Genomic DNA, 22,904 nt, shown 5'->3' with positions numbered 1-22,904 from the left:
GGGAATGTGTGGAGAGAAGTTTATCAATGGAGCTCATCCGGGTGACCGAAGCGGCCGCTTTGGCGTCGGCGCGCTGGATGGGGCGCGGGAAAAAGGACGAAGCTGACGAAGCGGCAACCTCCGCGATGCGCGATGTATTCGACACGGTACCGATGAAGGGGACAGTTGTCATCGGGGAAGGGGAAATGGACGAAGCGCCGATGCTGTATATTGGGGAAAAGCTCGGCACAGGCTACGGCCCGCGTGTGGACGTTGCCGTGGATCCGCTGGAAGGAACGAATATTGTGGCGACAGGGGGCTGGAATGCCCTGGCGGTAATTGCGGTGGCGGACCATGGGAACCTGCTGCATGCGCCGGATATGTACATGGATAAAATCGCGGTTGGCCCGGAGGCGGTCGGCGTCATCGACATCAACGCTTCCGTTACGGATAATCTTCGCGCGGTGGCGAAAGCTAAGGGGAAGAACATTGAAGATGTCGTGGCCACGGTCCTGAACCGCCCGCGCCACGCCCAGATTATCGACGAAATCCGCCGCGCCGGCGCGCGCATCAAGCTGATCAATGACGGCGATGTGGCTGGCGCCATCAATACGGCATTTGACCATACAGGTGTGGACATCCTGTTCGGCTCCGGGGGCGCTCCCGAGGGCGTACTGTCCGCTGTTGCCCTGAAGTGCCTCGGCGGCGAGCTGCAGGGCAAGCTGCTGCCTCAGAGCGAGGAGGAGCTGCTGCGCTGCAGGAAGATGGGCATTGCTGATGTGAACCGTGTCCTGCGCATGGAGGACCTTGTCCGCGGCGATGACGCGATTTTTGCGGCGACCGGCGTCACGGACGGCGAGCTGCTGCGCGGTGTCCAGTTCAAGGGAACGGTGGGCACGACGCATTCTGTTGTCATGCGCGCCAAATCCGGCACCGTCCGCTTCATTGACGGCCGGCACAGCCTCCATAAGAAGCCAAACCTCGTCATCAAATAATGCACGCGGGGGCTGGTCCGGACCAGCCCTCTTCCCTTTGTGGTTTGATTGGAAAAAAATACAAAAAATTGGTTTGGAAAGAGGGTTTTCCCGCTGAACCGCGAAAATACTAAGGGCATCCTTGTAAGAAATATACACGCCCCAAGCCGCAAAGCTTCATCCAAAAAAAGGTCTTTTATGGAACCCTGCCCGCCAATTCCAAAGGTTTTCATTGATTAAAACTAGAAATTGAGGTTACAATAGGGAATATTAATCAAACTGAATGTACCTGCCTTTCCAAAAACCTTCCGCCTTTCAACATTCCATAAACAAATAAGAACTCAATAAAGTGTGGTGTTTGCATGAACCTGACAATTTCAGCATTAGAGAATATGAAACTTAAAGAACTGTACGAGCACGCAAAAGGATTTAAAATTTCCTATTACAGCAAGCTCACCAAAAAGGAACTGGTTTTTGCCATCTTAAAGGCACAGGCAGAAAAAGAAGGTTATTTCTTCATGGAAGGCGTGCTGGAAATCATCCAGTCGGAAGGATTCGGCTTCTTACGTCCAATCAACTACTCTCCAAGCTCAGAAGACATCTACATCTCCGCATCGCAAATTCGACGCTTCGACTTACGTAACGGTGATAAAGTATCAGGAAAAGTGCGTCCGCCAAAGGAAAATGAACGCTACTTCGGCTTGCTGCAGGTGGAAGCAGTGAACGGGGACGACCCGGAATCCGCGAAGGAGCGCGTGCACTTCCCAGGCTTGACGCCATTATATCCAAACCGTCATATGACGCTGGAAACAGAAAATAACAAGGTGTCCACCCGTTTGATGGACCTGATTGCCCCGGTCGGCTTTGGACAGCGCGGCTTGATTGTGGCGCCGCCAAAAGCAGGGAAAACAGAATTGATTAAAGAGATTGCCCACAGCATCAAAACAAACCATCCGGAAGCAGAGCTCATCGTGCTGCTCATTGACGAGCGCCCGGAGGAAGTAACGGATATTGAACGCTTTGTCGGCGGTTCCGGCGACGTAGTCAGCTCTACATTTGACGAAGTGCCGGAAAACCACATCAAGGTGGCAGAGCTTGTACTGGAGCGCGCCATGCGCCTCGTAGAGCATAAGAAAGATGTAATCATCCTGATGGACAGCATCACCCGTCTGGCCCGGGCCTACAACCTGGTCATTCCGCCAAGCGGCCGCACGCTGTCCGGCGGTATCGACCCGGCGGCATTCCACCGTCCGAAGCGCTTCTTCGGCGCAGCCCGCAACATCGAGGAAGGCGGAAGTTTGACCATCCTGGCTACGGCTCTCGTGGACACAGGCTCCCGCATGGATGACGTCATCTATGAAGAGTTCAAGGGAACAGGAAACATGGAGCTGCACCTCGACCGCGGTTTGGCCGAGCGCCGCATCTTCCCGGCCATCGACATCCGCCGCTCCGGCACGCGCAAGGAAGAGCTGCTGCTGCCTAAAGAGCAATTGGATAAGCTATGGGCGATCCGCAAGACCATGAACGATACACATGACTTCACTGAGCGCTTCATCCGCAGCCTCAAGAAGACGAAGTCCAACGAAGAGTTTTTCAGCCTCGTCGGCACTGAGCAAAAGGGTGTCGTAACGTCCAAATAGTGTTAAAAACAGGCAGTTGCAAAATATATGTCGAATTGGTATAATCCACTTATGTGTGTTTCATCAATGACGCTATGTACCCAAAGCATGGCGCGATGAAAAACTCTGTTTCGAATGATTCAGGGCGGAAGGAGATGAAAAGAATGAAAGCAGGAATTCATCCGAATTATCGCAAGGTTGTTTACATGGATGTGAACACTGGCTTCAAATTCTTGAGCGGTTCTACACAACGTGCTAGCGAAACTATCGAATGGGAAGACGGTCAAACGTATCCACTGATCAAGGTGGAAATCAGTTCCTCTTCTCACCCGTTCTACACAGGACGTCAGAAGTTCGCTTCTGCAGATGGCCGCGTTGATCGTTTCAACAAAAAATACGGTCTTAAGTAATAGTAGAATCAAAGCAGGCAAGTGCGAAAACCGCTTGCCTGCTTTTTTATATGAAAAGCGGAAGCAGCCCGTTTAGCCATCAGAAGGGAGGTTCTCCGACCTGAGAGGCGCTTTTTGCCTCTCTGTGTCGGAGGTTCTCCCTGGCAGATGGCTGGCTGCTGCAGCTGGACTATGAAGAAAAGCGGAGGGGGCTTGCTTGGCTCACCGAAGGGAGGTTCCGGCCGTTAAAAGGCGCTTTTTTCCTTTTATGGAGCAGGGTTCTCCCTGGCAGTGGGCTAGCCTGCGGAACTGGATATGAAGAAAAGCGGAGCCAGCTCCGTCTCATATATATATTTGTAAAAGGTGTGGTGGACGACAATGGCACAGTTATTCTTTCGATACGGCGCGATGAACAGCGGCAAATCCATCGAGATTCTGAAGGTAGCCCATAACTACGAGGAGCAGAACAAGCCTGTCATGATTTTCACATCAGGCATTGATAACCGCGATGAAGTCGGCTTCGTCTCCAGCCGCATCGGGCTGCGCCGCCAGGCCATCCCTATTTTTGCCGACACAAACATTTTCGGAGCGGTAGCCGAAGCAGAAGTGAAGCCATACTGCGTTCTCATTGACGAGGTGCAGTTCGTGAGTGAACAGCACGTGAAGCAGCTGGCACAGATTGTCGATGAGCTGGACATTCCGGTCATGGGCTTTGGCCTGAAGAATGACTTCCAGAACCAGCTGTTTGAGGGCAGCAAATATATGCTGCTGTATGCGGACAAGATCGAAGAAATGAAAACCATTTGCTGGTTCTGTGCCAAGAAGGCTGTCATGAACCTCCGCGTGGACGGGCAGGGCAGACCGGTCTACACAGGCGAGCAAATCCAGATTGGCGGCAACGATACATACTATCCTGTATGCCGCAAGCACCATAAGAACCCGCCTTTGTAAGAGGCGGGTTTCTTTTTTCGGTTGTTCTCGGGATGAATTGTAGGAAAGTCCCGGTGAATTGTAGGAAAGGCAGTTTGAATTGTAGGAAGAGGCCGGCGAATTGTAGGAAAGGCAGTTTGAATTGTAGGAATGAATCTCTGAATTGTAGGAAACAGCCCCGGCCCTTCTGTTTTTTATATCAGCCTAAAATGGCTTGCGAGCCTTCAATTCATCCAAATAGATGTTTGCCGGATCCTCGTAGGGCAGGTGGTCCTGCGGTTCGCCGTTGTCCGGAAGCGTCAGCTGAAGCTGTGCTGAGCCATAGTCCTCCCAGCGGCTGTCCACCATCAGCTTCGCCGTCAGCTCATAGGCGGCGCTGTCCCTCTTGATGTCCAAGTCGGCGGGGATGCTGTAGGAGAACGGAACAAACATAGCTTCCTCTGCGCCAACCGGGAAGGAACGCTGCTTGACCGGCATCAGCCGCGCCTTCGCATCCTTGTCCAAGCCCAGCGGTGCAAATACAACTGCGGCTCCCTCAATCAGTACTGCCTTCCGTTTTGCGCCCTTCACCACAATGTCTCCAACGATTGTCTCACCAAGCTCGTATGTATCCTTTGGGAGACGAATTTCTGCAGTTACACCTTGTCCGAATACTGCTTTTACTTTTTCCAACATATTCAACACTCTCCTTCATTTTTATTTGTTGGGGGGTGTTGCTTATCCTTACTGTAACAGGTCTTTCGAAGATCATGTGGAATGTTATGGAAATGCAGCGGCTTTGTCATCGCTTTATCGTAAAGAGCCATGTTTTCTTACAAAAGTAACAGGAGTTATACAGAATGACAGAATCCAGCTGCTTTATTGCCTTTCCATAGGCTTATGTCATATACTTAAGGTTAAAGACTCAATTTGACCGAGGTGAAAAACGTGTTTGATCGTTTACAGGCGATTGAAAGCCGATATGATAAATTAAATGAACTCCTGAGCGATCCGGAGGTTGTCAGCGACCCGAAGAAGCTTCGCGAGTATTCCAAAGAACAATCCGACATTCAAGAAACGGTGGAAGCCTACCGTGAATACAAGGCTGTGCGCGAACAGCTGCAGGATGCAAAGGCCATGCTGGAAGACAAGCTGGACCCGGACATGCGCGATATGGTAAAGGAAGAAATTTCTGAGCTGGAGGAGCAGGATCAGCAGCTGTCCGACCGCCTGAAGATTTTGCTTGTGCCAAAGGACCCGAACGACGATAAGAACGTTATCGTGGAAATCCGCGGTGCGGCCGGCGGTGATGAAGCGGCCTTGTTTGCGGTTGACCTCTATAAGATGTACAGCCGTTACGCAGAGGCGCAGGGCTGGAAGTCCGACATTATTGAAGCCAGCTATACAGAGCTTGGCGGCTATAAGGAAATTATCTTCATGATTAACGGAACAGGCGCATTTTCCAAGCTGAAATTTGAAAATGGCGCCCACCGCGTGCAGCGTGTGCCGGAAACAGAGTCCGGCGGCCGCATTCATACCTCCACCGCAACAGTGGCTGTTCTGCCGGAAGCGGAGGAAGTGGAAGTTGAGATTCACGAAAAGGATATCCGTGTGGACACATTCGCATCCAGCGGACCGGGCGGACAGAGCGTGAACACAACCATGTCTGCTGTACGTCTGACACACATTCCGACAGGCACTGTTGTATCCTGCCAGGATGAGAAATCACAGATCAAGAACAAGGAAAAGGCGATGAAGGTGCTTCGCGCCCGCGTGTACGATAAGTTCCAGCAGGAAGCGCAGGCGGAGTATGACCAGAACCGCAAGCAAGCAGTCGGCACAGGCGACCGCTCCGAGCGCATCCGTACGTACAACTTCCCGCAAAACCGTGTAACCGACCACCGCATCGGTTTGACGATTCAAAAGCTGGATCAAATCCTGCAGGGCAAATTGGATGATTTCATCAACGCCCTCATCATGGACGATCAGGCAAAGCGGATGGAGGCTGCCGAGTAATGCGGATCTTCGAAGCCCTGAAATGGGCTTCTTCTTTTTTGCTTGCCCATGGGCGCGATGAGAACGCGGGCGAGCTGCTGCTGTGCCATGTGCTGGGCACGAATCGGACGGGCATGCTTATGAATTTGCGGGAAGAGCTGCCAGCCGAACAGCAGGAGGAGTTTCAAAAGCTTGTGCAACAGCACGGAGAAGGTATACCGGTACAGTATCTCATCGGCTATGAATGGTTTTACGGACGAAGGTTCACCGTCAATCAAGAGGTTCTCATTCCGCGCCCGGAAACGGAGGAGCTCATTGTCGGCGTGCTGGAGCGCATTGAGAAGAAGTGGGGCAAGCAGGCGCTGCGGGTGGCCGACATCGGCACGGGCAGCGGCGCAATTGCCATTACGCTGGCGCTGGAGAATCCGAATTTGCAGGTCGCGACTGTGGACATCGCGCCGGAATCCCTTGAGGTGGCGCGGCAAAACGCGGAGGAGCTTGGGGCTCGCGTCACCTTTTACCACGGTGACCTGCTGAGCCCGTTCCTGCAGTCCGGCAGGAAGCTGGACGTGGTCGTGTCCAACCCGCCCTACATTCCGCATGAGGAGTGGCTGGGGCTCTCTGAGGTCGTGAAGGAGCATGAGCCGGTGCGCGCCTTGGTGGGCGGCGAGGACGGTCTGGACTTCTACCGCCGTTTCATGGTGGAGCTGCCGCAGGTGCTGTCACACTCCTTCCTTGTGGCATTTGAGGTGGGCGCGGGCCAGGGCGCTGACGTGAAGGGTATGCTGGAGGCAACGTTCCCTGATGCGCAGGCGGAGGTTGTCTACGACATCAACGGCAAGGACCGGATGGTATTTGCTGTGCAATAACAGATAGTTGTGTCCGGAGCTTTCCGGGCACAACCGATTTTTGAAGAGCGGGCTGCTGGATGGACCAAGAGAAGCAGACCGCTGAAAAAATTCCGCTAGATTTTCAAATTGCTAGTTTAGACCCACCCCAACCTGGCTACACTGATGGACAGGAAGGGACGGGGAGAGAAATGAAAAAACAGATCATCGCTTTCTTGTTACTTTTAGTAATCGGTGCGCAGTTGACAGCGCATTTTGGATATACAGCAGCACAAGCAAGCTCTATTAAGATTCCAAATGAGGCTATCCGCCTCCGCATTCTGGCAAACAGTGATTCTGAGCAGGATCAGGCGTTAAAGCGCAAGGTGCGCGACCGGGTGAAGGCACAGATTGATACATGGGTGCAGGACTTGAAATCCTTCGAGGATGCGCGCCGCGTCATCCAAAGCCGTCTGCCGGAAATCGAGCAGACCGTGGCAGCGGTGCTGAAGGAGGAAGGCAGCAAGCAAGGCTTCAAGGTTGAGTTCGGCAAGCATGTTAAGTTTCCGACAAAGGTGTACGGCAATTTCATTTATCCCGCAGGCGAGTATGAGGCAGTGCTGGTAACGCTCGGTGAAGGAGCAGGCGCCAACTGGTGGTGCGTCCTGTTCCCGCCGCTTTGCTTCCTGGATTTTGCAAGCGGCACGGCGATTGCGAAGAAGCAGGAAACAGAAGAGCCTGTACAGGAACCGGCTGAGGAGAAAGCGGCAATGGAGCAAGAACAGCCGAAGGAGCAGCCAAAGCAGGAAAAGAAGGCTGTGAAGAAGACGGTAAAAGCGGCGAAGGCCCGTACGATGCAGGAGGAAAAGCTGCTGAAGGAGATTGAAGCCAGCACAGCTGACGAAGAGCCTGCCACAGAGGAAAAACCGGAATTCGTGAAGGAAGAAAAGGAAACGGAAGTGCGCTTCTTCCTCGTGGACGCTTTCCATTCTTTATTCTCCCGCTGAGTTCTAAGCTTGTCCTCCCTCTCATAGGATAGAAGCAGAGAGGGAGGCGAAAGGATGCCGGAGATACGCTTTGCACGAAGAGAGGATGTGCCGCGGCTGCTGGAATTTTTGGGGCAGGCAGGTCCTGTTGATGAACGGGTTCAGCGGATATATCCACATTTTATGCTGCTGGAGCAGGATGGGGCGATTCAGGCCACCATTGGCTGTGAACAAGCAGGTTCAGTCGGCCTGCTGCGGTCGATGATCTTATCCCCGTCTGTGGATAAGGGGATGCTGCTTCAGCTGTTGGAGATCTATCTCCAGCAAATGCAGGAACGGGGTGTAACCTGTATGTATCTAATTACAACCATGCCTGATGCGCTGCCATTATTCCGCTTATTCGGGTTCCAGGCAGCGGATACGGACGAAATTCCGCCTCAGTTGGCTGAAATTCCGCACTTTCAGGCAGGGATGAAGCAGCCGGGAGCAAGCTTACTGAATTGTCAGCTATCAACAGAGTTACCCACAGATTCGTAAGGTTTATCCACAAAATGTGGATAAACCTTGTTTGTGTTTTCCGATTCTCACAGGGTACACTGAAGAAATAAGGATTTTATTGAGGAAAGAGGCTGGAAAAGATATGCACACAAAACATTGGTTTGTGGATAACATTGTGGAAAATAAAAATAGTTATCCACAACTTCAGGAAGCAGCGTCACTTTTACGACAAGGTGAAGCTGTGGCATTCCCAACTGAAACGGTATATGGCCTGGGGGCGGATGCTACAAATGATGAAGCGGTGTCAAAAATATTTGCGGCAAAGGGCCGGCCGAGCGACAATCCGTTGATTGTACATATTGCATCCCGGCGGCAGCTGGAGGCGTTGGCGGCAGAAATTCCAGCTGTGGCGGACAAGCTGATGGAAGCCTTCTGGCCGGGGCCGCTGACGCTTATTTTTCCAAAGCGGGAAGGCATTTCGGAAAAAGTGACAGCCGGATTATCCACAGTGGCGGTGCGGATGCCGGACCATCCGGTGGCTCTGGCGCTCATTGAAGAGGCGAATGTTCCGGTTGCTGCGCCAAGCGCGAACCGTTCCGGCCGGCCGAGCCCGACGCTGGCTGTCCATGTGGCGGAGGATCTGGACGGAAAGATCGCCGGGATTGTGGACGGCGGCGCGACAGGTGTGGGTGTGGAGTCAACCGTACTGGACTGCACAAGCGAAGTGCCGACCATTTTACGGCCGGGCGGTGTGACGAAGGAGCAGCTGGAGGAGGTCATCGGCCCGGTCCGCATGGATGCGGCGCTGCGGGATGAAACAGCCAAGCCAAAGTCTCCCGGTATGAAATATACCCACTATGCGCCAAAGGCCCCGCTGGCAATTGTGCACGGAACAAGAGAATTTCTGCAGCAGCTTGTCCGCGAACGCCAGGCGGAAGGGCTGAAGACAGGCGTGCTGACAACAGCGGAACATCAAGATTTTTACGAAGCGGATGTGGTGCTGGCCTGCGGCCGGCGGGCGGACCTGGAGACAGTGGCCGCCAAGCTGTATGATGTGCTGCGGTCCTTCGACGCAGCCGGCGTGGATGTGATTTACAGTGAGTCCTTCCCAAGTGAAGGAATTGGCGCAGCCTTGATGAACCGGCTGGAGAAGGCGGCCGGCCATACGGTAATCGTGCAGAAATAGATTCTATCCCCCTTTGGATTTGCATATGTTTAAGTAGCAAGTCCAAGGGGGGGAACTATGGATATCCAATATATCATCGGAGAGCTGGTGACGCTCACCATCATGGCAATTGCCTTGGGGCTTGATGCGTTCTCGGTCAGCCTCGGCATGGGCATGATTCCCATGCGGCTGCGGCAAATGTTTTACATCGGCATTGTCATCGGCGTCTTCCACGTCCTGATGCCGCTGGCAGGGATGATGATCGGGAAGCTGCTTTCAGAAAAATTCGGATCCATTGCGACTGTGGCGGGCGGCCTTCTGCTGATCGGCCTCGGTTTGCATATTATTTATTCTACATTGTTTGGCGAAGAGGAGAGCAAGGTCATGCCCGTCGGCTTCGGCCTGCTTGTATTTGCCTTCAGCGTCAGTGTGGACAGCTTTTCGGTCGGCCTCAGCCTCGGCATTTACGGGGCGAGAACATGGGTCACCATTTTAATTTTCGGCTTTGTCAGCATGGTGATGACTTGGACGGGTCTCCTGCTTGGCCGCCATGCACAGAAGATGCTGGGTACATATGGAGAAGTGCTGGGAGGCAGCATTCTGGTCGGCTTCGGCATCAAGCTGCTGTTCCCTTTTTAGAACACCGGTGCAATCAGCGCACCGGTGTTTTTTTATTTTTGCCTGCATACTTGAAAGGGTTTCATAAGAAAGTGTAGAATAATCTATATGAATAAATAAGGAATAAAATAGAATAAATTACGAATTTATATTATTTTAAGCCTGTAAAAGTAAAATATTACATTCCTTTCATGTTCAGAATTATGTATAATGAGGAAGTAAAGGTATTTGGTTCCGAAATTTGTATATAAACTCAAATGTCTCTCTTATACAACAGTTGCAGATTTCCTATGGCCTTTTGTTCTTTAAAAAGCACAAAACAGGCAGGATGTTCCGGTTGTGGGGAGACAGGATTGAGTTTACATAAAAGCAGCTTTAAATATATGTAAAGGGGGAGCTATATGTTAAAGAGGACAGTTTCGATCTGTCTGGCAATGTCTCTTGTTACAGGAAACGTTGCGATGGCAGAGGAGGGCCCTGCAGCCTCCAATCCGGTGCAGGGGGAACAGCAAAGCCAGGAGCAGAATGTTCATGGCGACATGGCGCAGGAGCAAACCAATGCCGAGGGCAAACCGGCTACGGAGCAGCAGCAGTCTGCTGAAATGGGCAACGACCAAACGCAGGCAAGCAAGAACGCGGAGCAGACACAAGCAGCAGGAACAACAGTAAATCAAACACAGGCCGCCAACAACGGGACAGAAGTGAAGCAGACCCAGACAGCGACAGCAGATGTGGACAGACAGCAATCCTATGAGGAAACGGGCAGTGCGCAGCAGGGCCAGAATACCAAGGTGGAGGCAAACCAAGACCAGGTGCTGGCCGCGAATGGGGAAGCTTCCGCAACTCAGGGACAAGACGTAACAGTTGATACGTCACAATCACAAAAGGTGCTTGTTGGGGACGCTGAGAAGGGCCAGGAGCAGGGCGCGCAGGTAGTGAGCGAGCAAGACCAGTACGCCAAGGTAGCCAAGGATTCCGAATCTTCAGTCAAGATGAACCAGGGAACAACAGTTACCTCCAGCCAAAAGCAGCAGCTGCCTGAGGGACAAGCCCAGGAAACAGCAGCAACCAATGTGCAGACACAAGATTTGCAGACAAAAGGCACATCAGAGCTTGGACAAAACCAATCTGTGGATGCGAAACAGACTGGAGATCAACAGGGTGCCGTTGCTGTTGCGACAAAGAACGTGCTGACAATTTTTGAACGTGCGACCAAGCTGTTTGTCAGCTTCCTCCAGGACATCACCATTGGCGACTACAAGGAAACCATTGTGCGTGAGTACGAGCTGAAATCAGACGAGCTGTCCAGAAGCCAGGTTGAGACGGTCACGTATGAGTGGGGAACCGTAACAGCGGCAAACTGCGGCCGTGTGCAGAAGAATACAGAGAACAGCATCCAAGCAAATATCATCAGCTTCATCTCTGTCACATTTGGCTTGGAAACAAAGCCTGTTTTGCAGCCGTGCGGACAGGAAACAGTAGATCCGAAGCCGGAGCAACCGAAGCCGGAGCAGCCGAAGCCGGAAGCACCAAAGACAATTCCTGCACCTGTACCGCAGGTTTTGGACACAGTCATCACTGCACCTCCGGTTGCAACGCCAACTGTACAAGCAAACAAATTGCCTGACACGGCGACAAATGACCTGAACCTTATTCTGCTCGGACTGGGTCTGGCAGCAGGGGGAAGTCTCTTGTATTTCGGACAAAGAAGAAAGTCCAAAGCATAACAAATGGAAGAGAGGCATTTCTGCATGAGATGTCTCTTTACAAATTCTTCATTTTTGCAAGGTCTGCCGGAATGCTTTGTACATTTACAAAGGATCTGGCTCTGTTGCACTCCACCTCATAATATAAAACATGTTTTTTCTACTTTTATCATGATGTTCTTTGGTTTTCTGTTCTTTAAAACAAACAGAAAAACAATCTGTTTTTGAATTTCTTTTTTGAATAAATTGTAAAAAAATTTATAATTTTTGTCTCTTTCTACCATTACCATATTATGATATATTTGGCTTGGGTAAGAAAATTATAAGAGAAATGGGGGAATTTACTTGTATAACGTGAGAAACGTATTGAATATGAAGAAGATTGTTAGTACAGTCATGGCTGTCGGTGTATTTGCCGGTGCTCCTGCTGCAGGTGTATTTGCGCACGGAGGTGGTTCTCAATCGGGAACGGTCCAGACGCAGAATGCTTGGGCGAATGTATTTTCTGACCAAGCCCTGAAGGGGAAAAACGGCACGGCAACACAAGAGAATCCAAACTCCTTGTTCTCCAGCCAAACAAAGGCGCCAAAATCCAAAGGCTCCCAAACACAAACGTATGGCGTGGACACAGTTCAGGGCCAAGTAACAAGCAAGCGCACCAAAGGTGCTGTGCTGAGCCAGGCAGCTGGAAATGATGCAACCCAGAACCAAAGCACGGCTGGAACCAATGACCAGCAGCAGACATATGGCGGCCAAGCAAACCAACAGCAGGGTGCAGCAGGCAAAAAGAATGTCCTGACGCAGGGCACAGCTAACAGCCAAGCGCAAGAGCAAACTGCGGAAGGTGTAAGAAACAGCCAGACGCAGGATGCGAATAACACAGGAATTCAGTTTCAGGATGTAAGCGGTGTAAAGAACAATTCCACACAGCAGGCTGATAATACAGGCAGCCAATCTCAGGGAGTGGAAGGCCGCGGCAACAGCCAGGCAAGCACAGCGAATAATGCACAGGAGCAAGTGCAGTGGGCTTCCGGCGCTAAAAGCATGCAATCACAGCAAGCGGGCTCTGACAGCACGCAGGCACAAGGTGCAAGCGGTGCAGGCAATGAGCAAGTGCAGTATGCAGGCGGTACAGACACAGCAGGCGGCTACGGCTATGGAGAGGAAATGCCAGGTGTACCGGCATATGTGCTTCAAACGCAGGATAGTGTAGCAGGCGGTGCTGCACAAGTACAAGATACGAACAAGACTGTTCTGCAAGGGCAGCTTGCAGAAGGCATCCATAATGAACAGCTTCAGGTGGAAGCGCAGCAGCAGACGCAAGATCAGCTTGCATTTGGTGCAGGTGAACAAGCACAGCAGGCTGTAAGCAACACAGCGCAAGGCAGCGCAGCTGTCGGGTTTGGCAATGGACAAGGACAGCTTGATGCAGGTGCTGTTTCCCAGACACAGACAACTGACTCCGCATCCCAAACGCAGACTGCTGCGAGCAATACAGCGCAAGGAACAGCTGCCCTGGGCATGGGAAATGCGCAAGGACAAGCTGAGGTTACTGTAGTGGGCCAATCCCAAGGAGCGTTGGAAGGCATCCAGACACAAAGTGTGGAGAGCGGCTTGCTGCAAGGATCCTTGGTAATCGGCGAAGAGAATTTCTCCGGCCAGGTTTCTGCGGATATGACAGGACAGACACAGAACGGCAACGGTCAGGAAGGATCTGCTTCCGGTGCTGAGCAAACACAGGCTGTCAGCAGCGGCACTGTGCAAGGAACAGCAGCGATTGGCGCTGGAAATGGGCAATTGCAGGCAGAAGGCAATGTAGTGGGTCAATCCCAGGAGGCACAGGCAGGCAGCCAGATACAAAGTGTGGAAAGCGGTTTGCTGCAGGGATCCTTGGCAGCAGGTTTGGACAACTCCTCCGCTCAAGCTTCTGTGAATATGGCAGGGCAGACACAATCCGGCAGCGTTCAGGAAGGGTCTTCCTCTGATGCGGCACAGCAAGCACAGGCCATCAGCAGCGGCACTTTGCAGGGAACAGCAGCAATTGGCGCTGGAAACGTGCAAGCGCAGGTCGGAGGCAATGTAGTGGGTCAGTCCCAGGAAGCACAATCCGGCACTCAAACACAAAGTGTGGAAAGCGGCTTGCTGCAAGGCTCCTTGGCAGCTGGTTTTGATAACTCTTCCACACAAGCTTCTGTTACTGTGGCAGGGCAGACACAATCCGGCGGCGTTCAGGAAGGACCGGCAGCCGGCGCTGTACAGCAAACACAAGCTGTCAGCAGCGAAACAGCACAGGGAACAGCAGCTGTCGGCGCTGATAACAGCCAAACTCAGGTGTCTGCAACGATGGCGGGACAAGCACAAAGCGGCACGGCTGAGCAGTACCAAGGAAACCTTGGACAGACAGCACAGGGGGCTGCAGCTGTGGGTGTGAACAACAGCCAAGAGCAGGTTTCCGGCAGCATGAATGTCCAATCTCAATCTGGCAATGCAGGCGCATCCCAAGGTCAGGTGAATATGGCGAATACAAGCCAAACAGCCGTTGTTCTGGGAGACAACAATACAACAGCACAAGGTGCAGTTACAGGTACAGAACAGGTACAGACTGCTTCCGGCAAAGCTGACCAAACGCAAGCAACCTCCACTGAGGTTTCCCAGGCTACAGCAGCAAAAGGTACAAACAACACACAAGTACAGCAGGCTGTGAACCTGATTTCCCAGGCACAGGCAGGCAGCGGCAAAGCTTTACAGACACAAATGGCGGGAACAAGCGTAAAGCAGACAGCTTCTGTAAAAGGAACAGGCAATGTGCAGACGCAATCCTCCTCCTTCGTGGTAGTACAAAAACAGAGCTAATGACGGCATAATATCCGGTTTCTGAAAAGGGACATGGATCTATGTGCACACCAGAAAGACCATAGCAATCACAGGACGGTAAAGGGATTCCCTTCTGCTTAGCGGAATTCCTTTACTGTTTTTTATTTTGAATACATCAATGTATTTGAAAATATTTCCTTTTGTGAAGAATCAAAGTATAATGGCATTTCTGGCAATATATATGTCTGACAGATAGGGAGGCGAGTGGATGAGGAGCATATATGGCCTGAAGAGCATAGCGATTGCTGCTTCTGTACTCATGTTGTGGGGATGCGCGAAGGAGGAGCCGAAGGAAGGAAAGCCGACAAATGCGCAAGCCTCTGTCAAGCAGGGGAAACAGGATGACCTGCTGAAGGACACACAAAAGGTTGGTACGCCTGAATACGGCTATGTATACGTGCCGAAGGATTGGGCCCATTTTAAAGATGTGGACGGCAATAACAGTCTGCAAATGAGCAAGGGGGACGGGTCGCAAATTCTTTCGCTCAATATTGTAAAGGGACCGGAAACGGCCTCCCTGCAGGATTATGCAAATTCCCTGGCCAAGGGCATGGAGGGCAAGGGCATTACTGATATAAAGGGAGCCAAAACAAAAATTAAGCAATATGACGCCCTGCAGCTATATGGCACCTACAAGAATGGCGCCAATTATCTCATCGTTTGGGTGTTCAAGCCGGAGGATGGGAAAGCGCACTATATTGCGCTGGAAGGCCCGAAGGATCAAATCATGCAGCAGGTCCGCCTGATTGAAGAGGGCGGTTGGTTTTCAAGCTGATAGAAGGCTGTCAAACTCGTGCTGGATCTGCTGCCCATATAGGCAACAGATCCAGCTTCTGTTTGCTGCTATGCCTCAATCCAAAGACTCCGGAAATCGGCCCAGCCAAAGCCATTCAGGTTGACGCCGTGCAGCGCATCCGGCAATACGCGTGTCTTTCGGACATGATAATTAAACAGCATGACATATTCCCGCTGCAGAAACAGTTCAATTCCGCGCATCAGCTGCTCCCGCTCTGCCAAATCATCTGTCACAAACAAAGGGGCGAGCAATTGATTTAATTCCTTGCGATGGGCGTCTGACATGAAACGGGAGATGAAGCAGCTGTCATTCTGAAATACTTGCATAAAAGAAAGCTCCGTATCCGTTGAGAACACCTCGCCCATCAGCAGCAGGTCTGTCTGGGTAAATAATTCCTCCCGATAGTAGTCCCTGAGCGTGAAGGGATGGAGTTCCACTTGAATGCCCACTCTGATACAGCGCTCCTGCAGCCAAAGTACATCCTCCAGGCCATCCGAAAAGCCCAAGTGGGAGATACGGATCGTCTCTCCTTGATAGGAGCTGAGCCGCAGGTGCTCCCTCGCTGCCTCCAGTGACTTAGATGCATGGCAGGTGCGGCTGATGGCCGGGAAGAAGCTGTGTGCGGGGCCGGTGCGTCTGCCGCCCAGCTCCCGGCAGAGCAGTTCACCGTCCACGATCTCTGCCAGCGCCCGGCGAAAGTGGAGATCCTGCAGAGGCCCGGGCTTTCTCAGGTTGAAGGCAGTATGCCGGCAGCCGATTTCCTCCATCCAATAGGTCTGCGCCTCACTGCCGGTCTGCGCCGGCAGCTCATAGTCAAATGCATACAGGGCATCCGAAGGGAGCAGCAGCAGTTCGATGCGGTCCAGGTGCGCCCGTTCCCGGAAATAGTCGGGAAATGCCTCCAGGACAAGCAGCTGCCCGGTATAATGCTTCATCATGAAAGGGCCGGTCCCTATCAATCTTGTTTCCGCAAACGGCACATCCTGCGGCAAAATAGCACAATTGGAGGTGGCCAAGAAATGCAGAAACAACCGGTTCGGCCGGCGCAGACGGAATGTCACCTGCAGCGGGGACACAGCTTCCACATGAAGCATTTCATCTATCATCCACCGGTTCACAACCGGCAAAGCGGGGTCCATCAGCCGCCGGAAGGTATGGACAACATCCTGGGCAGTCAGTGTCCGGCCGTGATGAAAGCGGACGCCCTTTCGCAGGAAGAAGGTCCAGACGGTCCCATGATCCTCCTGCCGCCAATAATGGGCCAGCTGCGGCTGGATGGTTTTTTGTTTCTCATTAAAATGGACGAGCGTATCAAAGATTTGGTGCAGCAGGTGGCTTTCCGCCGTAATGGATACAGAGGCGGGGTCCAGCTCGGTGAGCTTGCGCCGTATGGGAATGCGCAGCACATCCCGTGAGGCGTTGCCGGATTGATAGCCAAACAGGCTGTGCAGCTTGCCGGCCAGCTGCTCTTTGATCTGCTGCGGAAACGGCTCCCGCAGCAGAGCCGCCGCTTCCTCCAGCCTTCCCTGTTCAATCAGCAGCTCCCAGGCGGCATCCGCCGCCACGGCCAGCGGTTTGACAAACTGCAGCTGCGAGACATTTCCGCGCCCCCGTCCCCGTGTCCATACGAGCCAGCCCTCCTCTTCCATCCGCTTCAGCACCAGCTTGGCATTCTTCCCCGTACAGCAAAGCTGCGCCGCCAGCTCCTTTATGCTGATCTGCAGCTGCTCCTGATCCGGATCGGCAAGCCGCAGCTGCAGGTAATAATCTAATAGCCTCATAGAGTACCCTCCCAAAAGGGGAAATTCTTTTCTTAAGTTTACCCTTTTTCTTACCCTTTTGATAGGTAAAATGAGGAAAAGAGGGAGGGAGTTTCATGATGTTTCGTTCGCTTCACCGCAACATTCAAATTCGTATCATTACTTCATTTTTAACAAGGGCAGTCGGCTCAATGGTCTTCCCGTTCATGGCCATCTATTTTGCTGACAAAATGGGGAAATCCACGGCGGGCCTGCTGCTGTTCCTCAACGTGGTGGCAACGTTCATTACCAGCTTGTACGGCGGCTATGTCACAGACCGGATCGGCCGTAAAAAGGTGCTGGTTGCCGGGCAGTCCGTGCAGGTCCTGTCTTTTGCTTTCATGATTGTGGCGAACCTGCCGCAGGTGGACTCCGCCTGGCTGATGTTCTGGATGATGATGCTGAACGGCGTCAGCGGCGGGCTGACAAATCCGGCTGCCGAGGCGATGCTGATTGATGTCAGCACAAAGGAAACGCGGAAATTCATGTACAGCTTAAACTACTGGGCGATCAACCTGTCCATTATGATTGGCGCGCTGCTTGGGGGTCTTCTGTTCAAGACGCATCGGATGGAGCTGTTCATCGGCTTGACAGCGGTTTCCCTGCTGACAATGTATCTCATGGTGTTTCATATGACGGAGGTATTCAAGGCCGAGCCCAAGCGGGAGAAGAAAAATGTGTGGCGCGATATGCTCGACAACTACCGGGTTGTGATGAAGGACCGCCGTTTTCTGCTGTTCTCGCTGGCAACTGTGTTTATCCTGTCGCTTGAATTTCAAATGAACTCCTACATTGGCGTCCGCTTGCACGAGGAGTTCCAGACGGTCACCTTCCCACTGTGGGGCGGGAACAGCTTTACCCTGGACGGCATCCGCATGCTGAGCTGGATTACGACCGAAAATACCATGCTGATTGTATGCTTTACCGTGCTGATGAATCGCTGGATGGAGCGCTTCCCGGACCAGAAGGTGCTCTATATCGGCATCGCGATGCAAGCGTGCGCCTTTGCGGTCCACGGCTCCGCAAACCTTTGGATGCTTCTCTTATTTGCAGGCTTGTTCCAGACAGCCGGCGAAATGATGTATGTGCCGGTGCGGCAGTCCATTTTGGCTGACATTGTGGATGAGGACTCCCGCGGTTCCTATATGGCGGTGAACGGCCTCGTGTTCCAGACTGCCAAAATGGTGGGTACACTCGGCCTGACAGTGGGGGCGCTGATCGGCTCCTACGGCATGAGCCTGTTATATCTCCTATTAGGGATGATCAGCATTCTCCTTTTCAAGATTTCAGTGGGCTCCATGTTGCACGCTGTACCGGTGGAGCATAGACAGGAGGCAAGCCGATGATCTACCGAAGAAGAATATATGAAGTGAATCCTGAGAAGCTGGAGGCTTTTAACGATTTCTTTCACACGTTCCTGCTGCCGAACCAGCTGAAGCAAGGAGCCCGCCTTGTGGGAAGATGGGCAACGGCGGACCGGACAGAGGTGACGGCCATTTGGGAATATGCATCTCTGGAGGAGTATGAGCGGATTGAGGCTGCAGTGCGGCTTGATCCACTGCATGGGCTGGCGCAGCAGCACAAGCATGTGCTGGCCGGGGTAATTTTAGACAAACGGGAGGATTTCTTGGAGTCTACCGGTGTGTATGGCTTTCCGAAGCAAATTGTCTCTGTATCCGCCTGTGTTACGAACGATGCCGGAGAGGTGCTGCTCGTAAGGACCAACTGGCGCACTGACACCTGGGAGCTGCCCGGTGGTCAGGCGGAGCTCGGGGAATCGCTGGAGACCGCCGCAGTGCGCGAGGTGTTTGAGGAGACTGGCCTGAGAATTGAAGTGCGGGAGCTGAGCGGGATGTACCACAACCTGAACAGCAACATCCTGAACGTGGTGTACCATGCCCGGGTGTCCGGCGGGGCGCTCTGTCCGCAGCAGGGGGAAATTCTGGCTGCGGAGTTTGTGCCGCAAGCAGAGGCGGGAGCACGTGTCACCCGTCCGCAGCAGCTGGAGCGGATTTTGCATGCCATGCATGAAAGTGCGTTCCAGTACCAGGCTTTTCAGCTTCGTCCGTATGAAGTCATTTGTATCAGCAAGGGGTGAGTGTCATGCAATTTTTTATCGGAATTGTGCCGCACGCAGAGCAGGAGGAACGGATCATCTCATTTATGCGGCAGTATCACCCTGACTACAGCCTGCCGCATATTACGGTAAAAGCGCAGGGCGGCCTGGCGCCGGAGCGGGATTGGCTGGAGCGGGTTGAGGCTGTATGCCGTGCGTTCCCGGCCTTCCGGGTCGCGCTCGGTGCGCCGCAGTATTTTGGTAATAGGGTGCTGTATCTGGGCGTGGACGCGCCGGAAATCCATAATCTGCACCGGCAGCTGGTGGCGGCGGTGAACCCGCCGGAGGAGCTCATCGGGAAGTACTTTGAGCGGGAGCAATACGTGCCGCATCTGACGCTTGCGCAGGCAAAGCACGGTGTGGACTTACGGGAAATAGGCTGCAGGGCAGCTGAGGAGCTGCAGCCGTATCCGGCGTTTCAGGCGGAATTTGTCAGGGTCTATTGCCAGGAACGAGAAGGGGCGGCTTACCTGCTGCTTTGTGACATTCCGCTGCAGGTTTGATTGAGAGAGTGCGCGGAGTAACCAAGAGAAAACAGCATGAAATAAGAAACCGGCCTCATGAGGTGCCGGCTTCTTGCTTGTTCAGCCCGCAGGCTGCGTGGAAATCTGCCAAGTGATGCCGAACTGGTCTGTCAGCTGGCCGTAGCCTGGGCTGAAGAAGGTTGCCTGAAACGGCATCCGGACCTGTCCGTCCTCCTGCAGCTTGTCAAAGGCTGCCTTCGCAGCATCCGCCTCGCTGAAGGTCAGGGCAATCGTCACCTGAGAGCCAAGCTGGTACGGAGTCCCAGGGAAGGTGTCGGACAGCATGAGGTCCAGTCCCCCCACCTGCAGATGGGCATTCAGGACGCGCCCCTTCGCTTCCTCGGGCAGCGGGTTGTTCGGGTTCGGCGGCATATCGCCAAAGGTCTTAACTCCCAATACAGCAGCATGCAGTGCATGCTCGTAAAACTTGACCGCCTCTTGCCCGCGGCCGTCAAATACCAAATACGGATACATTCCAGTAATCATCTTGGCACCTCTTATGTAAAATTTTGTTACCCCTATTATATAAGAACGTTTGTTCCTTTTCAAGCTCATATCCTACTATTCATTCATTCGAACTTATGATAGCCTTAGAGAGGGAAATTATAACAGAAATGTGGGGGAGTTATGAAACGATTGGCGGTGTTTTTGGCAGCGGGGCTTTTGGTCGGCTGCGGCGATGGTACATATGATAAGGCGATGGAGCAGGGGAAGCTGGCTTTGGCTGACGGGCAGTATGAGAAAGCGATGGCCTCATTTGAACTGGCGCTGAAGGAGAAGCCGGGGGACAAGGAGGCCAAGGCATCCTATGAGGAGCTGTCCTTGCTTAACAAGGTAAAGGGCTATATGGGGGAGAAGAAGTGGGAGGATGCCCTGGCAAGCGCAAAGCAGCTGCAGGGTGAGAAGGACCTGCCGGTAAACGTAAAAAAGGCTGTAGAGGAATATATGAAAACAGCGGAGACAAATCAAAAGCAGCAAGCCGATGTGGCGGCGCAAGTCGAGAAGCTGAAGAGCCTGCAGGCGCAGAAGCAATATACAGAAGCGCTCGCTCTTATCAGCAGCTTGAGGCAGAATGCGGCGATGGGGGATGCGGTCGCTGCGTTTACATCCCAAATTGATGGGGTGGAGACGGCCATTAATCAGGAGCTGAGCAAGCAGCAGGAGGCTGAGCAGCAGGCGGCAAGTCTCAAGAATACATACAATCAGAAGCTGACAGAGGTGGAACGCAGTGTGACAACTCTGACGAACAATGCACCGAACAGGACGACTGTGGAAATCAAAGAGACTGTATCTGCAGCTTGGCAGAAATGGGATGCTTTGCTGAATGATATATACGGGGCGCTCAAGAAGCAGCTGCCGGCCAATGAAATGGAGCAGCTGAGAGGGGAACAGCGTGACTGGATCAAATATCGGGATGCGACAGCCAAACAGGAGTCGGCTGAGTTTGAAGGCGGCACCTTCGAAGGTGTTCAGTATCTCTCTACATTGGAGAGACTGACGAGAGAGCGGTGCTATCGTCTGGTGGAGCTGTACATGAAATAAGAGAGGCGGCTGCCTCTCTTATTTGTGTAGGAACTGCTTCCCAAACCAAGCCGCTGCCGCATCCACTTCACTGCGGGTCAGCTGATGGCCGTGGTATTCCCAATGAGTATGCACATGGGCGCCCGCCCCGATCAGCAGGGCTTCGAGGTCCAATGTCTCCTGTGCCGGACAGATGGGGTCATTGTGGCCGGCGCTGATGAACACCGGAAGCTCCCGTTGCGGAGGCAATTCGATGCCGCGGCGCGGCACCATCGGGTGGTGCAGGATGGCGCCTCTTAGGGCGTCCTCATAGTGGAACAGCAGGCTGGCGGCAATATTGGCGCCGTTGGAATAGCCGACAGCGACAATATTCCGGCGGTCAAACTCGTATTGGGCCGCTGCCCGGTCGAGGAAATTGGACAGCTCGCCAGTGCGGAACACCAAATCCTCCTCATCAAATACGCCTTCCGCAAGACGGCGGAAGAAGCGCGACATGCCATTTTCCAGAACATTTCCGCGCACGCTCAGCACGCTGGATTCCGGGGAAATCAGCTGCCCCAATGGCAGCAGGTCATGCTCAGTCCCGCCTGTGCCATGCAGCAGCAGCAGCACGGGCGCGCTGAGATTCGTTCCTTTTTGAAAAATGTGAATCATGCTTTATCCTCCTCCAACACCCGCACCTCTGCCGGCACCAGGATGTCTTCAATCTCCGTCCGCTTTGGCTCCAGCCAAGGCGGCAGTAATAGCTTCGACCCAAGCTCGTCAAAGGATTCATCACGCAGGAAGCCCGGCGGGTCAGTTGCAATCTCAAATAGGATGCCCCCATACTCGCGGAAATAAATCGCATTGAAATATTGCCGGTCGATGACCGGCGTAACGTGGTAGCCCGCCTGTCCAACGCGCTCGCGCCACGCTTCGTGGTCGTTGTAGTCATCCGCCCGCCAGGCAATATGATGGACTACGCCTGCCCCCATGCGTCCCATGGGCAGCGGCGTCTGCTTCAAGTCGATGATCTGTCCGAGGTCACCGTTGGCCCGGAAGCGGATGAAGTCTCCCTCCGCGCCGAAGCGGGCGAGTCCCATGACGTTCTCGAGGACATGGGCTGTCTTGTCCGGTGCCGCGCTGAACAGGATGGCGCCGCCGAAGCCCTTAATGGCATGCCGGGCAGGGACGCCGCCGAAGGACCACTTGCTGTCCGGGCCTTCCCCGCGTTCTGTCAGCTCCAGCAGCAACCCATGCGGATCCGCAAAATGCAGCGAAGTCTCGCCGAAGCGCACCTGCTTTTCATAATGGACGTCAAACTTTGCCAGACGCCCTTCCCAGAAGGAAAGGGAGCCTGGCGGGATGACAAAGGTGGTGACGCCGACCTGCCCGGAGCCGATGCGGCCGGGCCGGGCATCAGGCCACGGGAAGAAGGTCATGATCGTGCCAGGGCTGCCCTGTTCATTGCCGAAATACAAATGATACGTGCCCGGGTCGTCGAAATTGACCGTTTTTTTCAATAAGCGCAGTCCGAGCACACCGGCATAGAAGTCGATGTTCTCCTGCGGATGGCCGACAATGGCGGAAATATGATGAATGCCGGTCGTGTGCTTCATGGATTGTACAC

General features: G+C 53.3%; 22 protein-coding genes. 17 read left to right on the top strand and 5 right to left on the bottom strand.

Annotated elements, in window-relative coordinates:
- Nucleotides 1–8: 8 nt before the first annotated feature.
- From glpX to NK662_RS05235, 4 genes are all read left to right on the top strand, one after another.
- Nucleotides 9–974, top strand: coding sequence for a class II fructose-bisphosphatase (glpX, locus tag NK662_RS05250; RefSeq protein ID WP_254757849.1), 966 nt, complete (start codon nucleotides 9–11; stop codon nucleotides 972–974).
- Nucleotides 975–1,315: 341 nt separating this feature from the next.
- A complete protein-coding gene (gene rho, locus NK662_RS05245) occupies nucleotides 1,316–2,593 on the top strand; it encodes a transcription termination factor Rho (RefSeq protein ID WP_254757848.1) in 1,278 nt (425 codons plus the stop codon).
- Nucleotides 2,594–2,736: 143 nt separating this feature from the next.
- Nucleotides 2,737–2,982 (top strand): type B 50S ribosomal protein L31, encoded by a 246-nt coding sequence (locus tag NK662_RS05240; RefSeq protein WP_254757847.1) that lies wholly within the window; start codon nucleotides 2,737–2,739, stop codon nucleotides 2,980–2,982.
- Between the two features lie 357 nt (nucleotides 2,983–3,339).
- Nucleotides 3,340–3,912: a thymidine kinase gene (locus NK662_RS05235; RefSeq protein ID WP_254757846.1), complete on the top strand. Its 573-nt coding sequence runs from the start codon at nucleotides 3,340–3,342 to the stop codon at nucleotides 3,910–3,912.
- A gap of 183 nt (nucleotides 3,913–4,095) precedes the next feature.
- Here NK662_RS05235 and NK662_RS05230 read toward each other — a convergent pair whose 3' ends face one another.
- The gene (locus tag NK662_RS05230) at nucleotides 4,096–4,566 is read right to left on the bottom strand and encodes a hypothetical protein (RefSeq protein ID WP_254757845.1); all 471 of its coding nucleotides are present in this window, start codon (nucleotides 4,564–4,566) and stop codon (nucleotides 4,096–4,098) included.
- 252 nt (nucleotides 4,567–4,818) lie between these two features.
- On the opposite strand from NK662_RS05230, the gene prfA reads away from it, so the two are divergent.
- The 9 genes from prfA to NK662_RS05185 all read left to right on the top strand — a co-directional run bounded on the left by prfA (nucleotide 4,819) and on the right by NK662_RS05185 (nucleotide 15,314).
- Nucleotides 4,819–5,886: a peptide chain release factor 1 gene (gene prfA, locus NK662_RS05225; RefSeq protein WP_254757844.1), complete on the top strand. Its 1,068-nt coding sequence runs from the start codon at nucleotides 4,819–4,821 to the stop codon at nucleotides 5,884–5,886.
- Nucleotides 5,886–6,734 (top strand): peptide chain release factor N(5)-glutamine methyltransferase, encoded by an 849-nt coding sequence (gene prmC, locus NK662_RS05220; protein WP_254757843.1) that lies wholly within the window; start codon nucleotides 5,886–5,888, stop codon nucleotides 6,732–6,734. Before prfA ends, prmC begins: the two co-directional genes overlap by 1 nt.
- A gap of 170 nt (nucleotides 6,735–6,904) precedes the next feature.
- On the top strand, nucleotides 6,905–7,699 hold the full coding sequence (gene spoIIR, locus NK662_RS05215; RefSeq protein WP_254757842.1) for a stage II sporulation protein R: 795 nt from the start codon (nucleotides 6,905–6,907) through the stop codon (nucleotides 7,697–7,699).
- A 54-nt stretch (nucleotides 7,700–7,753) separates the two neighbouring features.
- Complete coding sequence (locus NK662_RS05210; protein ID WP_254757841.1) at nucleotides 7,754–8,215, top strand: GNAT family N-acetyltransferase; 462 nt, start codon at nucleotides 7,754–7,756, stop codon at nucleotides 8,213–8,215.
- Between the two features lie 103 nt (nucleotides 8,216–8,318).
- A complete protein-coding gene (locus NK662_RS05205) occupies nucleotides 8,319–9,362 on the top strand; it encodes an L-threonylcarbamoyladenylate synthase (protein WP_254757840.1) in 1,044 nt (347 codons plus the stop codon).
- A 102-nt stretch (nucleotides 9,363–9,464) separates the two neighbouring features.
- Nucleotides 9,465–9,980, top strand: coding sequence for a manganese efflux pump MntP (locus NK662_RS05200; RefSeq protein WP_254758036.1), 516 nt, complete (start codon nucleotides 9,465–9,467; stop codon nucleotides 9,978–9,980).
- A gap of 380 nt (nucleotides 9,981–10,360) precedes the next feature.
- Nucleotides 10,361–11,686: an LPxTATN C-terminal sorting signal domain gene (locus tag NK662_RS05195; RefSeq protein ID WP_254757839.1), complete on the top strand. Its 1,326-nt coding sequence runs from the start codon at nucleotides 10,361–10,363 to the stop codon at nucleotides 11,684–11,686.
- Nucleotides 11,687–12,010: 324 nt separating this feature from the next.
- On the top strand, nucleotides 12,011–14,518 hold the full coding sequence (locus tag NK662_RS05190) for a beta strand repeat-containing protein (RefSeq protein WP_254757838.1): 2,508 nt from the start codon (nucleotides 12,011–12,013) through the stop codon (nucleotides 14,516–14,518).
- A 229-nt stretch (nucleotides 14,519–14,747) separates the two neighbouring features.
- The gene (locus NK662_RS05185; RefSeq protein ID WP_254757837.1) at nucleotides 14,748–15,314 is read left to right on the top strand and encodes a hypothetical protein; all 567 of its coding nucleotides are present in this window, start codon (nucleotides 14,748–14,750) and stop codon (nucleotides 15,312–15,314) included.
- Nucleotides 15,315–15,382: 68 nt separating this feature from the next.
- On the opposite strand, the gene NK662_RS05180 is transcribed toward NK662_RS05185, so the two are convergent.
- On the bottom strand, nucleotides 15,383–17,116 hold the full coding sequence (locus NK662_RS05180) for an SgrR family transcriptional regulator (RefSeq protein WP_254757836.1): 1,734 nt from the start codon (nucleotides 17,114–17,116) through the stop codon (nucleotides 15,383–15,385).
- 95 nt (nucleotides 17,117–17,211) lie between these two features.
- Between NK662_RS05180 and NK662_RS05175 the strand changes: the two genes are divergently transcribed.
- From NK662_RS05175 to NK662_RS05165, 3 genes are read left to right on the top strand one after another with little or no spacing between them, the layout of a single operon-like run.
- Nucleotides 17,212–18,480 (top strand): MDR family MFS transporter, encoded by a 1,269-nt coding sequence (locus NK662_RS05175; protein WP_254757835.1) that lies wholly within the window; start codon nucleotides 17,212–17,214, stop codon nucleotides 18,478–18,480.
- Nucleotides 18,477–19,232: an NUDIX domain-containing protein gene (locus NK662_RS05170; RefSeq protein ID WP_254757834.1), complete on the top strand. Its 756-nt coding sequence runs from the start codon at nucleotides 18,477–18,479 to the stop codon at nucleotides 19,230–19,232. The genes NK662_RS05175 and NK662_RS05170 overlap by 4 nt, the downstream gene beginning before the upstream one ends.
- Before the next feature lie 5 nt (nucleotides 19,233–19,237).
- The gene (locus NK662_RS05165; protein WP_254757833.1) at nucleotides 19,238–19,753 is read left to right on the top strand and encodes a 2'-5' RNA ligase family protein; all 516 of its coding nucleotides are present in this window, start codon (nucleotides 19,238–19,240) and stop codon (nucleotides 19,751–19,753) included.
- Between the two features lie 81 nt (nucleotides 19,754–19,834).
- Here NK662_RS05165 and NK662_RS05160 read toward each other — a convergent pair whose 3' ends face one another.
- Nucleotides 19,835–20,260, bottom strand: a complete 426-nt coding sequence (locus NK662_RS05160) for a VOC family protein (RefSeq protein ID WP_254757832.1) — start codon at nucleotides 20,258–20,260, stop codon at nucleotides 19,835–19,837.
- A gap of 141 nt (nucleotides 20,261–20,401) precedes the next feature.
- Here NK662_RS05160 and NK662_RS05155 point away from each other — a divergent pair, with 141 nt between their 5' ends.
- A complete protein-coding gene (locus NK662_RS05155; protein ID WP_254757831.1) occupies nucleotides 20,402–21,316 on the top strand; it encodes a lysozyme inhibitor LprI family protein in 915 nt (304 codons plus the stop codon).
- Between the two features lie 18 nt (nucleotides 21,317–21,334).
- Here NK662_RS05155 and NK662_RS05150 read toward each other — a convergent pair whose 3' ends face one another.
- Nucleotides 21,335–21,949: an alpha/beta hydrolase gene (locus NK662_RS05150; protein ID WP_254757830.1), complete on the bottom strand. Its 615-nt coding sequence runs from the start codon at nucleotides 21,947–21,949 to the stop codon at nucleotides 21,335–21,337.
- Nucleotides 21,946–22,893, bottom strand: a complete 948-nt coding sequence (locus NK662_RS05145; protein ID WP_254757829.1) for a ring-cleaving dioxygenase — start codon at nucleotides 22,891–22,893, stop codon at nucleotides 21,946–21,948. The genes NK662_RS05150 and NK662_RS05145 overlap by 4 nt, the downstream gene beginning before the upstream one ends.
- Nucleotides 22,894–22,904: the final 11 nt, after the last annotated feature.

Origin of the sequence: Ectobacillus ponti, assembly GCF_024294785.1 — a bacterium.
GTDB lineage: Bacteria > Bacillota > Bacilli > Bacillales > Bacillaceae_G > Ectobacillus > Ectobacillus ponti.
This window is presented reverse-complemented; position numbering and strand designations above follow the sequence as displayed.